Source organism: Sutterella wadsworthensis 2_1_59BFAA, from assembly GCF_000297775.1.
Taxonomy (GTDB): Bacteria; Pseudomonadota; Gammaproteobacteria; order Burkholderiales; family Burkholderiaceae_F; genus Sutterella; species Sutterella wadsworthensis_A.
Map to the genome: position 1 here is coordinate 79,194 of NZ_JH815516.1, position 13,037 is coordinate 92,230.

13 protein-coding genes and 3 pseudogenes are annotated in these 13,037 nt (G+C 56.6%); 7 read left to right on the top strand and 9 right to left on the bottom strand.

Going from position 1 to position 13,037, the window contains the following annotated elements:
• Window positions 1-275: 275 nt before the first annotated feature.
• The 5 genes and pseudogenes from HMPREF9465_RS06055 to HMPREF9465_RS06075 form a co-directional block, all read right to left on the bottom strand.
• Entirely contained in the window at window positions 276-1,991 is a 1,716-nt protein-coding gene (locus HMPREF9465_RS06055; RefSeq protein ID WP_005432795.1) for a transposase, read from the bottom strand.
• A 202-nt stretch (window positions 1,992-2,193) separates the two neighbouring features.
• The gene (locus HMPREF9465_RS06060; protein ID WP_051009028.1) at window positions 2,194-2,832 is read right to left on the bottom strand and encodes a GNA1162 family protein; all 639 of its coding nucleotides are present in this window, start codon (window positions 2,830-2,832) and stop codon (window positions 2,194-2,196) included.
• Complete coding sequence (locus HMPREF9465_RS06065) at window positions 2,832-3,209, bottom strand: DUF4810 domain-containing protein (RefSeq protein ID WP_005435098.1); 378 nt, start codon at window positions 3,207-3,209, stop codon at window positions 2,832-2,834. The genes HMPREF9465_RS06060 and HMPREF9465_RS06065 overlap by 1 nt, the downstream gene beginning before the upstream one ends.
• Before the next feature lie 12 nt (window positions 3,210-3,221).
• On the bottom strand, window positions 3,222-3,548 hold the full coding sequence (locus tag HMPREF9465_RS06070) for a hypothetical protein (protein WP_005435099.1): 327 nt from the start codon (window positions 3,546-3,548) through the stop codon (window positions 3,222-3,224).
• Window positions 3,548-4,354 (bottom strand): annotated as a pseudogene (locus HMPREF9465_RS06075) (CsgG/HfaB family protein); the annotation flags it as partial. The gene HMPREF9465_RS06070 and the pseudogene HMPREF9465_RS06075, both read right to left, overlap by 1 nt.
• Before the next feature lie 253 nt (window positions 4,355-4,607).
• Here HMPREF9465_RS06075 and HMPREF9465_RS14015 point away from each other — a divergent pair.
• Window positions 4,608-6,373 (top strand): annotated as a pseudogene (locus HMPREF9465_RS14015) (IS1634 family transposase).
• A gap of 873 nt (window positions 6,374-7,246) precedes the next feature.
• On the opposite strand, the gene HMPREF9465_RS06090 reads toward HMPREF9465_RS14015, so the two are convergent.
• Window positions 7,247-8,323: an isoaspartyl peptidase/L-asparaginase family protein gene (locus HMPREF9465_RS06090; protein WP_005435105.1), complete on the bottom strand. Its 1,077-nt coding sequence runs from the start codon at window positions 8,321-8,323 to the stop codon at window positions 7,247-7,249.
• 232 nt (window positions 8,324-8,555) lie between these two features.
• On the opposite strand from HMPREF9465_RS06090, the gene HMPREF9465_RS12305 reads away from it, so the two are divergent.
• The 3 genes and pseudogenes from HMPREF9465_RS12305 to HMPREF9465_RS14020 all read left to right on the top strand — a co-directional run.
• On the top strand, window positions 8,556-9,026 hold the full coding sequence (locus HMPREF9465_RS12305) for a winged helix-turn-helix domain-containing protein (RefSeq protein ID WP_005435106.1): 471 nt from the start codon (window positions 8,556-8,558) through the stop codon (window positions 9,024-9,026).
• Between the two features lie 52 nt (window positions 9,027-9,078).
• On the top strand, window positions 9,079-9,450 hold the full coding sequence (locus HMPREF9465_RS12310) for a transposase (protein WP_231289366.1): 372 nt from the start codon (window positions 9,079-9,081) through the stop codon (window positions 9,448-9,450).
• Window positions 9,446-9,625: pseudogene (locus HMPREF9465_RS14020) on the top strand (hypothetical protein); the annotation flags it as partial. The gene HMPREF9465_RS12310 and the pseudogene HMPREF9465_RS14020, both read left to right, overlap by 5 nt.
• Window positions 9,626-9,647: 22 nt before the next feature.
• On the opposite strand, the gene HMPREF9465_RS13430 reads toward HMPREF9465_RS14020, so the two are convergent.
• From HMPREF9465_RS13430 to HMPREF9465_RS06105, 3 genes are all read right to left on the bottom strand, one after another.
• On the bottom strand, window positions 9,648-9,824 hold the full coding sequence (locus tag HMPREF9465_RS13430) for a hypothetical protein (protein ID WP_005435107.1): 177 nt from the start codon (window positions 9,822-9,824) through the stop codon (window positions 9,648-9,650).
• A 212-nt stretch (window positions 9,825-10,036) separates the two neighbouring features.
• On the bottom strand, window positions 10,037-10,306 hold the full coding sequence (locus tag HMPREF9465_RS06100; RefSeq protein ID WP_005435108.1) for a site-specific integrase: 270 nt from the start codon (window positions 10,304-10,306) through the stop codon (window positions 10,037-10,039).
• A gap of 133 nt (window positions 10,307-10,439) precedes the next feature.
• On the bottom strand, window positions 10,440-10,766 hold the full coding sequence (locus HMPREF9465_RS06105) for an ABC transporter substrate-binding protein (protein ID WP_005435109.1): 327 nt from the start codon (window positions 10,764-10,766) through the stop codon (window positions 10,440-10,442).
• A 259-nt stretch (window positions 10,767-11,025) separates the two neighbouring features.
• Between HMPREF9465_RS06105 and HMPREF9465_RS06110 the strand changes: the two genes are divergently transcribed.
• From HMPREF9465_RS06110 to HMPREF9465_RS13670, 3 genes are all read left to right on the top strand, one after another.
• Window positions 11,026-12,345: an IS200/IS605 family accessory protein TnpB-related protein gene (locus HMPREF9465_RS06110; protein ID WP_005435110.1), complete on the top strand. Its 1,320-nt coding sequence runs from the start codon at window positions 11,026-11,028 to the stop codon at window positions 12,343-12,345.
• A 274-nt stretch (window positions 12,346-12,619) separates the two neighbouring features.
• Window positions 12,620-12,754 (top strand): hypothetical protein, encoded by a 135-nt coding sequence (locus HMPREF9465_RS13890; protein WP_005435112.1) that lies wholly within the window; start codon window positions 12,620-12,622, stop codon window positions 12,752-12,754.
• Window positions 12,755-12,766: 12 nt separating this feature from the next.
• Window positions 12,767-13,030 (top strand): MotA/TolQ/ExbB proton channel family protein, encoded by a 264-nt coding sequence (locus HMPREF9465_RS13670; protein ID WP_255358795.1) that lies wholly within the window; start codon window positions 12,767-12,769, stop codon window positions 13,028-13,030.
• Window positions 13,031-13,037 lie beyond the last annotated feature (7 nt).

Genomic DNA, 13,037 nt, shown 5'->3' on the forward strand with positions numbered 1-13,037 from the left:
GTTTGCGACAGAACGGCTTTCGAGACATCCGTTGCGCGCAGTCCTGTGCGCACGCAGGTGGCTGAAGCCGTGAGAACGGGAACACAACGACAATGGGGGCGTCCGTATGGACGCCTCCATTGTCGTCATTGTCATTGTTGTGGCGGCTTTGCCGTGTCGCCGGAAGTGGCAGCCTGTGCAGCTCTTGCGAGGAGAATGGTCTGAAGACTTCCCGTCATCAGGTCCATTGCCTGCCTGTACATGAAAACCTTAAAGTCGTCTAAAGCCCCCACGAATTACTTCACGCCCAACATCTTGAGAAAGAGCTGGTCGCGTCTCGTCGTTTCCGTTGTCCATTTGGATGCACTGGCATTCCCCGTTGCAGCGACGTAGTCGACACAACGGAACCAGTCCAAAATTTGAATGAGCGAGTGCTGATTGAGCCAAGCGAGCAGCTTTGCTTCGAGACTCAACTCCTCCTTCGTCTTTCCCTCGGTTTCTTTTTCGGAGAGCGCCTTCTTCACATCAAGGATTCTCTTCGCAAGGAAGCAGTGGTAGCCCAGACCAACGAATTGGGCAAATTGCCTGCCGTACAGATTCTCGGGATACCACGTCCTCGGCTTTCGCCCATCAAAACTGTCCTTGTACGTAGCGAAAAGCTCTTCGATCTTTTCACGGGAACGGTATGCCTTCAGCGCGTCGAAGGGATCCTTGATTTCATTGCTCACAAGGACGAAATACCCCCAATAGCGCTTTGCTTCCTCGATCCCGTCCATTTTGAAGTCGACCTTGACGCCTTTGGCCGTACGTTTCACCGTGAGGTAGCTGTCGATTTGTTTCTGGGCAGCCGGCCGAAATTCCTCGACGCCGTCCTCTAGATCCTTCTTGAGTGAGAAAAGGCTCTCGCGAAGCCTGCGCTCCTGAATCGGAGCAGCCTCCGGTTTGTGAAATACATGGACGTACAGGCGTCGCGTAAACGATTCCGTCTCCCCGGCTTCGAAATTCCCGCGCGTGCGTTTTCGCACGATGCTGAACCCGTGCTGCCTGCGGCGCATGACGCCGCTGACATCGACGTCAAACGGGCAGACGTTCCTGAAGTGCCCGAGCTCTTCGCGTGCGGCGTCGATTTCCGAGCGAACCCACTTGTCGGTACTGTTGGCGAGCATCAAGAACTTCGTGTGCTCGCGGGCAAAATGCGTCATGTTGTCCTGACTGTAGAACCCGTTGTCGGCCACGATGACCGGCGACGCCAGATCGAGCATGTCAAGCTGCCGAAGCGCATTGGCGAGCGAGATCTTGTCAGGGATGTTCCCGGGCTGCTTGCTGAAAGCGACGGGCTGACGATTTTCCACAGAGTACAGCACGAGAAGCTTGATCGTATCAAGCCCGTCCCCATCCTTGTTGAATCCCTGACGCGCTTCAATTTGATTCTTCGAATACGTCGAGAAAGTCGTGGTGTCCAACGCCAGATTCAAACCCGTCGACGAGACTCTTTGTCCACGGCACTGAAAATACGACTGCACTCCAGATTCATTTCGACCAACCGAGGCGAACAGCTTGCCGTAAACATCCTGAGTGATGGGGTGTCCGTACGGTAGCGGATTCATTACTTGCCATGATTCCATGCGCGGCAACGTGTCACCGTCAGTCGCGACCCAGTACCGAGCGATCGAACTCAACTTGAGGGCGTCGCCGATCTCGAAGCTCCTCTGGAGATCCGCATCAATACCGGATTCATGACCTGCCCACTCGAGGATTTTTTGAAGTCCGACATGGGTGCGGACGGCCTGGACGGGTGCCTCGATAACTTCGGAACGCTTCTTTTTGGGGCGGGTCGGGATCATTTCGGTCGACCCAGCCAGGATTTTGCCTAAAAGTCGGGTAGAGAGCGTCTTTGTTTTCTGAGTTTTCGGATCATATCCAGTCACACGTTCGTATACGTAGACGTCGCCATTCGAGCGGGTTTCGCGGCGAATGCCGACATGTGTTTTTCCAGTGAGAGGGCGTCCCATGAGTATCTCCAATAATGCCCTTATATTCTATCATACGTACACTATTGAAAGCAAGAAAAAGTCCGTGTATTTCACGGACTTTTCTATCAAAACGTCATTTTCACTTGAGTATCGTGACGGTTTTGAACGACTTTTAGGATGAAAAAGAGGCACGGAAAAATCCCGTACCTCCTGCTTTACAACCGACAGCTGTCAGACGGCATTACTGCTTCTGCTGAGCCTTTTCGGCGGCCTCGAGGACGTGAGGACCGACGTGCCAGTGGCGAAGGGCGTAAACATTGGCGCTCTTGGCCAGCGGGCGGAAGTCGGGAGCCGCACGGTTGATGGCGGCAACGGCGGCGTCAACCATCAGACCGATCAGGCTGGCGTTCTGACTGCTGGAGTCTTTTACAAAGGTAACGGTATCCTTCCAGAGGGAGGTGCCGTCAGCCTTGAAGAGCTCGTACTCGGCGGTGACCTTCGTCTTCGTGTTCAACACGATGTACTGGGCGTCCCAGTAGGTGACCTTGATGAACAGCACGGAGTCGGCATGGAACATTTCTGCGAGCTTGACGGGGCCGAGTTCGCGGACGCGTTCCGGTTCATAGAGGCTTTCGGATTCAAGAACGAACTTGACAGTGTCAACGGGGAAGGCGTAGTAGCCCATGTTGGCCAGCGGCGTGGTGGCGGTGGCGTGCATGAGCGTGTCGGCTTCGACGCTGTTCGTTTCATTGATGACGGGAACGACCAGAATGGAGCGCAGTTCAGGCTCGTCAAAGGCGAACTGGCGGGGGCCGGAGGCGCAGCCAGCCAGTAGCATGGCGGAGCAGAGGCCCAAAATCATGGAGAGGCGACGGAACATCACTTGGATTTCTCCTGTTGGTTCTTGAGGGCGAGGTGACGCTTGATGCCAGTTACCAGGTCATCCATGAAGGGCTTGCTTTCAGGCCAGGTCTTGGCTTCCATTTCATAGTAGGGAATGGCGTCCTCGAGCTTGCCGGCGCGGGCGTAGAAGGTGCCGATTTCAGCATAGAGACCGGGAGCCAGCATGATGCCGGTCTTCTTGGAGTCTTCGACGGCTTCAAGCAGGGCGGCGAGGTATTCCTCGTCGGTGATGGTCTGCCCGTAGTGGTCGTACAGATGGTCCTGATAGTCGTTCCACGTGAGCCTGGGCTGGTGGCTACAGCCGCTGAGGGCGGCGACTGCGAGCAGGCTCATGACAATAGTGAGCTTCTTCATAAGATGAGTCGTTTACTGGATGACAATGGTCTTGGAAACACCGTCGTTGACGAAGATGCGCTGGACGTTCTGCTTGCCGTTGGGCATCTTGACGGTGATCGTGTGGGTGCCGGGAAGGACGCGCAGAGCGGCATCGCCTTCCATGAAGTCGGACATGATGCCGACCTTCAGGCCGTCGACGTACACGGGAAGATCCGTGTTGTCGAGGGGGGACTTGAAGCTGATCTGGGGACGGTCGTCAAGGACGCCGGCCTGTTCCGTCGGCATGGCGGTGCAACCCGCCAGAAGGATGGCGGCCGAAGCGACGGCAGCCGTAACAAAAGTGCGGATCTTGGACATTACTTGATCTCCTCAATGACGAGCTTGTTGGGGTCGTGCTTGCCGAGGGAGCCCGAAATCACCTTGACGAGGGAGCCTTCCGTTTCTGGAGAGTCGCCGAAGTTCTGGGTGACTTCGATCTTGGCGATCTCGGTGCCGGGGAGGCGGACGAGGAAGCCGGTCTGGCCAGACTTGACCTGCTTGCCGAGAGTCTTGACGGAGAGCTTCATGCCCGGGGTGAGACCCTGAGAAGCGCCGCCGGAAATGGCGACGGCACCCTTTTCAACGCTCAGGAAGTATGTCTTCCACGGACGGTCGGCAAGGCCCGTGACCATCTTGTTGATCACTTCGGACACGGCCTGAGCGATGGCCTTGTCGGAAAGCGTGCCGTCGTAGCTGGCACGGCTGCTGCCCCAGCCGAGCACGGAGTCGGATTCGTTCGAGGCTTCGCCGGCGCCGGAGGCCGTGAAGAGGACGATGCCCGTCGAGGTGTCGACGACGCGGACGTCCATCTTGGCGTAGGCGACCTGCTTCTTGGTAGCGCTCATGAAGCCGGACTTGCCGACGGTCTTGCGGCCGAATTCGGTAAGGGAGCCGATGACGAGGATGTCGGCACCGACCTGTTGGGTCGAGCTGCCGTTGCGGGCGGCTTCGCGGTCAATGGCTTCAAGGTCGTCGCGCTCAAGAACGGTGAACTGACCGGAGCTGCCGAGGGCCTTGGCAAACATGTTGTAGACCTGCTTGGTTTGTTCGTCCGGATTGGCAGAACTCAGGAGGCTGCGGCCGTAGGAGGTGTCGTTGGCGATGCGGCCGAGGGCGACCTTGCGCTTGAGCGTCGGAGCGAGGGAGTCGGCGGCCTTCTGGGCTTCAGCCTGAGCCTTGGCCTGGTCGGCCGTGGAGGCGGGGCTTTCGAGCTGATCAACAGGAGAGGCCTGATAACCTGCAAGTCGTCAAAAGATCACTCAAAGCCCAGAAACGAAGTAGACGCTTCTCTTAAAAGCCCTGTTTAATCGGGACTTTTTTCTTGCGCCGTGGTGGGTGTGTATGATATAATTATATACACCCATTAAAGGAGATCAAATGGCAGCTCGGAAGGAGTTCCCGGTCAAAGTTCGCCGTGTGGCAGTAACGAACCAAAAGACCGGCGTCAAATACATCGAGGAACGTCGCTATCAATACGATCCGGCAAAGGGCTACAACGTCCTTCTGTCGAGCCGTCGGATGGGTGAAAAAATCCTGGAAGGCGAAACGGTGACAACCCGTTGCCGCCCCAAGAAGAAGCCAGCCGAAGCGGCTCAGACTGCCGAGCTTTCTGCCAGACGAACCCGTGTAGAGGCTCTGGACTTGATTCGTCATGCCGGGGCAGTGGCCGGACTCGAAAGTTCGGTCCGCAGGGCGTATCCCAACGGTGGAACCTCCGAGAAGCTGCTCTCTGTCTCTCAGTACTTGGTCGTTACGGGTGAAACTGTTCACAACGTGGAGGCCTGGCAATGCGAACATGATCTCCCCTACGAAGCCGGCCTGTCCGAGGACATTTGCTACGACCTTTTCCACGAGCTCGGTCTGGATGAATCCGGTTCACAGTCTCTCTTCCGGGAACTGGCCCGTACGGCAGGCAACGACGAACAGCCGGCCATCGCATTCGATTCAACCTCGCATTCCGTCTACGGCAACGGCCTGAAACCGTACGCGCGGCAAGGCTTCAACAAAGACGGCGACGGCTTGGACATCTACAAGATCATCACCTTCTACTCGCTTGATTCCGGTCTGCCCGTTTCTTTCGAGCTTCAGCCCGGCAACATCCCCGACGTGATTTCTCTCGTCAATGCCGTGCCTCGGGCCAAGGCATACGGCTTGAAGAATCCGGAGTTCTGCCTCGACAACGGGTTCTTCAGCAAGGAGAACGTGCTGCGCTTCCTGCGCAAGAATTTCAAGTTCACGATCCTTGCCACGCTCAAGCACGCCTGGATCTACAAGCACTTGGACAGCGCCGCCGATGATGGGACCAAACTGAGAGACCACTTCTCGCGGTACGCTTCTCAGTGCCGTTCGACGAGAAGATCAGTGCCGTATCGGTGTCTGAAATGACGCCGTTTGAATGGAAGCGGCAGCGCACGCGCAATGGCGTAGCCGCCGGGGATACGGAGTCAAAATCCTTCCGACTGTACTTTCACTATTTTCGCAACAATGCCCGAGCTGTCATGGAAGCTTCAGCCTTCCACACGAAGCTCAAAAGCTACGAAATGAGTCTTGCAACCGGCAAGGAAAATGAAATGGACGATGCCGAGCTTAAGTTCGCGCACCGGTACTTCTCGTGGAAGCGTGTTCGAGGCGGAGGCATCAAGGTCATCCCCAACGAAGAGGCCATTCTGGCCGCACAGAAGGACTTTGGGATTTTCGTCATCCTTTCAAATCTTCATGCGAGCCCGTGGGACGCGCTTCGTCGCTACCGTCGCCGCAACGACATTGAAACCTCGTATCGCGTCGTCAAGTCCGACCTTGACGGGCGAAAGCCCCGAGTCTGGACGATGACCAGTGTACGCGGGCAAGAAATCTGCCGACACGTCACACTCGGCTACCGTTTCGTGCTGCAGAGCATGATGGAGCGCACGGCTCAGGAAGCCGAGCGGCGAGCCAACGATGAGTCGCTCGGGAAGACTGTGCGGAAGCAGTACGAAAAACTGACCGCCTGGATTCGATCGATGACGCTCAAGCAGTTGCTCGATTGGTTCGACTGCGTGGAAAGAGTCGAGGTGAGGAACAGGGTGGATCAGTACCGTTGGTCTACGGAGACGACGGCCAGAGACCAGATGTTCCTCGAGCTCTTCTTCGACGAATCTGACTGAGTGTAGATTCCACGGTTTTCAGGTTACTTTCCCCGAACCACAGGCTATTTGCGCGGAATCGCCTCGTCAATCTGCTTTCGCGGCATATGCTTGGCCTAACGGCCTGCGCTATTCCACGACAGTTTGACGATTCGATTCCGCGCAGGAATTACCCACACGAATCCGCGAAAGGCCAAATTTAGTGGTGTGGCTTCGCCACGTATTGAATGGAGGACGCGCATGGACGCGCCCTCCAGGGGGAGTTGTACCCAAAAAATCCCCCGAACACTTGCAAACGGGGAGCTGACCATGTATTTCTTATAGGCCTCGATAACGCGTTGTCGGAGGGTTTTCTGGGCTGAAAGTGAAAGCTTTCGGCTATCAAGTGAGTTAGTATCAGTCATCGTTGTGGAATGGTACCGCAATATGTAAACTAAATCAAAGACGTGTTAATAACAAGTCCGGATTTCGCGCCCCACCCCATTGTTCACTCTGCTGGGTATAGAAAAACTCCCGATGCGCTTAGATCGATTTTCGTGAGCTAGCGACCCGGGAGTTTAGGCTCCAGACGATGCCGCCGGACGTCGTGGTCGCGGAAGTCGACCGCATTTTGGCAGGCCGTGCCGACGCGTCGCTCCCCGTCAGCGCCCGGACTCCGGATCTTTCCACGAAACCGGACTGCAAAGACCCTCGCGCATCGTCCCGGAACGGTTCAAACTGTTCGATGCAGACGGTCTGATTGGCGGGGCGTCAGACAAGAAAGCCTGCCTTTCCGTTCCTTGCGGCCGGGAAAGCAGGCTTTCGAACGATTCCCTCGGCAACGGCTCAAGCCGAGGAAAGCGGGAGAAGGACGGCGCAAAGAACATCGCGTCGTCCTCTTCTCAACGGTTGGAATTATTTCGACTCGCGGAGCTTCTTGACGTCGACGTTCTTGAGTTCTTCATCGGCGAAGATGGCGGTCATCGGAACGCCGTCCTTGCTGATGGTGCCGCGGTACATGCCGGCGGAGTTCATCGGGAAGGCGAAGTTGCCCTTGGCGTCGAGAATGATCATGCCGCCCGAGCCCTTGATGGCGCCGACCTCGGCGATGGCGGCGTCACCGGCCTTCTGAACGTCCTGGCCGAGGAGCTTGTAGTGGGCATGCACGTTGTAGGCAGCGGACGTACGGATGAACATTTCGCCCGAACCCGTGCAGGAAACGGCCACCGTTTCGTTGTTGGCGTAGGTGCCGGCCCCGATGATGGGCGAGTCGCCCACGCGGCCGAAGCGCTTGTTGGTCATGCCGCCCGTCGACGTGCCCGCGGCAATGTTGCCGTCCTTGTCGAGCGCCACGGCGCCGACCGTGCCGTACTTGTAGTCGTACATCATCGGGTCGATGAAGAGTTCGGCATTGGCGGTCTTGGGATGATCACCGTCGTGGTCGAGAATGATCTGTTCCTTTTCCTTGGCCTTCTGAAGCTGCTGATAGCGGAAGTCCGTGAAGAACCACTTCGGATCGACGGTTTCGGCGCCGTTCTTCGCGCAGAACTCTTCGGCGCCCTTCGTCGCCATCATGACGTGCGGCGACTTGGTGCGGACGAGGTCCGCGCAGTTGATGGGGTGCTTCACGTTGGTTACGCCCGCAACGGCGCCGGCGGAGAGCGTCTTGCCGTCCATGATGGACGAGTCGAGTTCGTTCTTGCCTTCGCTCGTGAAGACCGCGCCGCGGCCGGCGTTGAAGTTGGGATTGAGTTCCATCTGATTGATGGCGGCCTTGACGGCGTCGACGGCCGTACCGCCCTGTTCGAGCACGGCATAGCCCGCCTGCAGAGCCTGTTGGAGGCCTTCGTGGTACTTCGCGGCACGTTCGGGCGTGAAGTCTTCACGCGCCATCGTGCCGGCGCCGCCGTGAATGACGAGACGAATGTCGGCGGCCTGCGCCGTAGCGGCCAGGGCCAAACCCAGACCGAGTGCCAAGAGAGAACGCTTCATGGTTGTACTCCTTATGAGTGGAGACGTCGTCGCACGCCGACCGCATGGGGCCCGGCGTCGGTCGGACGACGTCGGTGGACAAGTTCGAAGAATATATCTTGACGGAACCGTTTTTCGCCATCCGCGATTTCCCGATCGGTGCGAACCCGTAATTTGCTTTGGAAAAGCTTCTTTTCAGAGTTATTATTAACACGGCTTTGATTTAGTTTACATATTGTGGTATCATTCCACAATGATGACTGATGCTAACTCCCTGGATGGCCGAAAGCTTTCACTTTCAGCCCAGAAAGCCCTCCGCCAACGCGTTATCGAGGCCGATAAGAAAGGTATAAAGCGCACCCAGATTGCCAAAACCTTTGGTATGTCTCGCCAGTGGGTCTGGAAAGTGTTGCGTGCCTTCGAAAAACACGGAGAAGAGGCGGCAATCGCAGGACATAGCCGTGGCCCCAAGCCCGAAACCAGCGACAAGATGCGACGCCTCTCCCGACAAGAGGAAGCGAAGTTGATGGCGTGGATTATTGATTCCAACCCGTCTCAGCTGAAGTTCCCTTGGGCGGTCTGGACGCGCAAGGCCGTGCGCGACCTCATTCGCCGCGAGTTCGGCAAGGAAATCGCCATTCGTACGATCAGCGCCTACATGAAGCGTTGGAATATGACGCTAGGCATTGCAACAAGATCCTGTCGCTGTTGGCAAATGGCTTGAGGAGACATATCCTCAGATTGAGCAGCGAGCAAAGGCTGAAAACGCTTTGATCTTGTGGCAGGACGAAACGGCCGTAAAGCAGGACTCGAATTGGGTACGGAGCTACGCCCCGAGAGGACAAACCCCCGTATTGATTGAAAACGCCCGAACGAACTACGGCGCCCCCGTCATGATCTCGGCCATCAACATCCAGGGAAAGAGCTTCTTTCTATCGCAGCGCAAAGCCGTCAATGCCTATCGCTTCATTCGATTCTTGCGCCGTCTTATCCTTGATCTCGGGGGCAACGGACGTAAACTTTTCGTTATTTGCGACAACGCGCGGATCCACCACGCGCGTATCGTTCAGCGTTGGATTGAGGCCCGCGGGAAGGAAATAGAGCCTTTTTTACCTTCCTGCTTATTCGCCAACGCTCAACCCGGATGAGCACCTGAATCGAAACCTCAAAACCGAACTCCGCCTTCAGGCTGCCGGCACGCATGACGACAATCTTGAGCGCGCTCGCGCATTTATGGAACGATGCCAACGGGAAACATGGCGTGTGCAAGCATGTTTTCTCCCGGAAGACGTCCAGTATGCGCAAGAAAATTTGTGCGCTTGATGTAAACTAAATATCGGCCGCATTAATAATGCTTGCGGGAAGCAATCGCCTGAGCAACGCCGATAATGATGGCGAGGCCCAAAAGCCCCAGCCAATCGATGCCTCCGCCGGCCATCGCAACATTGAGAACAATGTCGCCGTTCCAAACGAAGTTTGCCTGTGCTAAACTTCCTAACAAGGAAATGAATGTTGTGACCATCCCAATTTCCTTTCAATGACTTGGCCCGGTGTTACCAGCACTGGGCTTTGTCGTTTTTGAACCCCTTGCGGGGACCCCTTCCGATGCCGAAGGCTCGTCATCGAAAATTTCGTGAGCCTTGCCGGAGAGTGGGGTGGATTTCAGAATGGCGTTTGCAAGCGATCCCTGCTGCCGATATTTTGCCAGAGTCAAGCTTGGAGCGCCCGCTTCGCTCAAAGCGCCACCTTCCTCGTTGCTTCCTCCACCAGATGCTCATCACGCTTGTCGTAGCGCCGGGTCGTCACGACGGAGGAATGTCCCATCGCCTGCCGCACGGTGTTGATGTCGGCGCCGGACTCAAGGAGCCGCGTCGCAAAGGTTCGGCGCAGATCATGCGGCGTGAAGGACGAAACCGGAGATTCGTCCGCCCTGGCGCGCAGCAGCTGATGGATGGTGCCGGCCGTAATCGCCCAGTAGGGCCGGATGTTGTCGCCCTTCTTCATAAGCACCCTATCGGATGGTTTGCCGATAAAAAGGCCGAAAAAACGGCTCTCCCTTGAAGGAGAGCCGAAAACGAACCCAATGAGGATGGAATGTCGCTGATAAAGATGGACGTGTTGGCGGATGAAAGGACCCTTACTTGGCGATGGCGAGCGCCTTTTCAATGTCCGCGAACATCATGTCAGTGGCGCGCAGGCCGCCCTCTGCGAGGTACCAGGCGGACGAGGTAAGGTAGACGATGCGGCCGTTCTTTGCGGCATCGGTCCTCTCGACGAGCGGGTTGGCCATCACGTCCTGCGCGAGCCGGGCGCCCGGACGGGAGATGGCGGAGTCGCGGTCGCAGACGAAGATGAAGTCAGGATTGAGCTTGACGAGAAGCTCGAACGAGGACTCGCTGCCGTGGTCGGTGTTGGCGCCGTGGGCGATGTTTTTGAACGGATTCCCCGCGCATTCCCCATCCATGTGGCACACATGGGTGGGGTCAAGCGGGGCTGACGAAGTCAGTCAATCTCAAGTTATTCAAGATGATCCAGTGGATAAGTTCTTAAATCCCTTCTTGCACAGGGATTAAGTAGCAAAACGAGCGCAAAATCACAGGATCATTTTGCGATTCTGATGCAGCACTTTTGCTTGTACTCATAAAATTGTCGATTAACCGTGTCAGGTTGTGTGATGCTTGATACCATACGGAGTAATCCCGCCAACCCATCGCCATGCAACGATGAAGATCACGTCCACTTACTCCGTGCGTTTGCGCAACTTCAACCGCGTCTTTGACGACACGGTTGAGGTGTATCGCCACGCCGTGGATTACTTCATTGAACTCGTGATTGCGAATTGGAATACTCACTTCGCCAATCTCAGTCGTGCCAACGATTGCATTCGTGTTGCCGAAGGTCTGAGCGTTCGTACGAAAAAGCGTCCGATGACGCCTTACAACTTCTGCCACGACTTCGAGAAATTTCCGTGCTACCTTCGCCGAGCCGCCATCATGGCGGCATACGGACAGGTGTCGTCGTATCAAACGCGTCTGGCTCAATGGAAAGCGAAGCCGGGGCAAAAGGGCCGGCAGCCCGGTCTGCCGAAGGCCGGCAGAAGCTTTCCGGTCATGTACCGCGACAATACGTTCATCAGAGCCGGACGCAACAGCGTGAAACTCAAAGTTCGCATTCGCAATACTTGGGACTGGGTTGATGTCGAGCTCGATAAGCACGATGTCGATTACATTGCACTTCATTGCGCTACTCGCAACGAATTGTCGCCAGCATTGAGAAAGCGCGGGAAGAAATGGTATCTGGACTTCTCCTTTGAGGAGAAGGTTATTCTGGATAAGGTGTCTCTTGACACGCAGCGCGTCCTGGGCGTTGATCTTGGGATCAACAATGCATGCGTGTGCTCGGTCATGGATTCAAAGGGCACTATCATCGGCAGACGTTTTAAGAAGCTGCCGGTAGAGCAAGACTCTTTGGAACGTGCCTTGCGGCGCATCAGGAAAGCTCAAAGCAACGGCGCAAAACGCATGCCGAGGCTTTGGGCGAGAGCAAAGGGGGTCAACAAGGACATCGCCGTCAAGACGGCAGGCTTCATCATGACGGTTGCAAACGAGTTCAAGGTCGACGCCATCGTCATGGAACACCTCGATCTCGCCGGGCGCAAACGTGGCTCCAAGCGTCAGCGGCTTCATCACTGGCGTGCCAAGTATGTCCAGCAGATCGTGGAGCACCAGGCACATCGTTGCGGTACTCGCATTCGTCGCGTGTGTGCTTGGAATACATCGAAGCTGGCCTTTGACGGAACCGGTGAGGTTACGAGAGACACGGACAACTACAGCATGTGTACGTTCCAGACGGGGAAGCGCTATTCGTGCGACCTGTCAGCTTCGTACAACATCGGAGCTCGGTACTTCCTCAGGGAGTACGAGAAGTCCATTTCGACAACGAGATGGCGGCGCATTGCGGCTAAAGTTCCGTCATGCGCTACGAGGATCACACGCACCCTGAACACTCTAATTCGGGTTAACGCGGAGCTGCGCTCCATGTGAGCGCAGATTTCTGAGTTTGCCCGCTATCTGTGCCCAGGCAGTCCTTGCTGGTAAAAGGCAGGGAAGCCCCGTCCAATTAATAATTGGGCGTGGAGGATTCACGCCGAACTCGTTGCCGATGAGGGAGCCCTTGGACTTGAGGCCGAGCATGTTGAAGTGGCTCGAGGTGACCATGCCGACGACGGCGGTGCGGTTCCGTCCCATTGGGCGGGACCGCATTCGCGCACTGCGGGCTCCGGAAGCCAAACCACAACCACCACAACAGGAACCCCATATGGAATGGATGAAGGAAGCCGTCGACTACGTGATCTTCGGCATTCTCGGCCTCATGGGCTTCGTCGCACTCTGGCTCACGATCGAGCGCATGCTCTTCCTCAAGCGCTACAGGCCGGCGGACTACGCCTCCTAGGAGGAGCGCGGCATTGCGCTCACGAAGAACTTCACGACGCTCTACATCATCTACTCGAACGCCCCCTACGTCGGGCTGCTCGGCACGGTGATCGGCATCATGCTCACGTTCTACGACATGGGCAGCACGGGCGCGATCGACGCGGGCCGCATCATGACGGGCCTCTCCCTTGCGCTCAAGGCCACGGCGCTCGGTCTGGCCGTCGCGATTCCGACGCTCATCTCCTACAACGGCCTGCAGCGCGCGATGAACGTCGCCTCAAGGCGCAGGGCCTGACGGAGGA

Coding starts and splice junctions, on each gene's coding strand:
- HMPREF9465_RS06060 (WP_051009028.1), bottom strand. CDS start 2,832: ATGTTCCGTCGCCTCTCCATGATTTTGGGCCTCTGCTCCGCCATGCTA.
- HMPREF9465_RS12305 (WP_005435106.1), top strand. CDS start 8,556: ATGATGACTGATGCTAACTCCCTGGATGGCCGAAAGCTTTCACTTTCA.
- HMPREF9465_RS06110 (WP_005435110.1), top strand. CDS start 11,026: ATGAAGATCACGTCCACTTACTCCGTGCGTTTGCGCAACTTCAACCGC.
- HMPREF9465_RS13890 (WP_005435112.1), top strand. CDS start 12,620: ATGGAATGGATGAAGGAAGCCGTCGACTACGTGATCTTCGGCATTCTC.
- HMPREF9465_RS06065 (WP_005435098.1), bottom strand. CDS start 3,209: ATGAAGAAGCTCACTATTGTCATGAGCCTGCTCGCAGTCGCCGCCCTC.
- HMPREF9465_RS06090 (WP_005435105.1), bottom strand. CDS start 8,323: ATGAAGCGTTCTCTCTTGGCACTCGGTCTGGGTTTGGCCCTGGCCGCT.
- HMPREF9465_RS13430 (WP_005435107.1), bottom strand. CDS start 9,824: ATGGTCACAACATTCATTTCCTTGTTAGGAAGTTTAGCACAGGCAAAC.
- HMPREF9465_RS06070 (WP_005435099.1), bottom strand. CDS start 3,548: ATGTCCAAGATCCGCACTTTTGTTACGGCTGCCGTCGCTTCGGCCGCC.
- HMPREF9465_RS06100 (WP_005435108.1), bottom strand. CDS start 10,306: ATGAAGAAGGGCGACAACATCCGGCCCTACTGGGCGATTACGGCCGGC.
- HMPREF9465_RS06055 (WP_005432795.1), bottom strand. CDS start 1,991: ATGGGACGCCCTCTCACTGGAAAAACACATGTCGGCATTCGCCGCGAA.
- HMPREF9465_RS06105 (WP_005435109.1), bottom strand. CDS start 10,766: ATGGATGGGGAATGCGCGGGGAATCCGTTCAAAAACATCGCCCACGGC.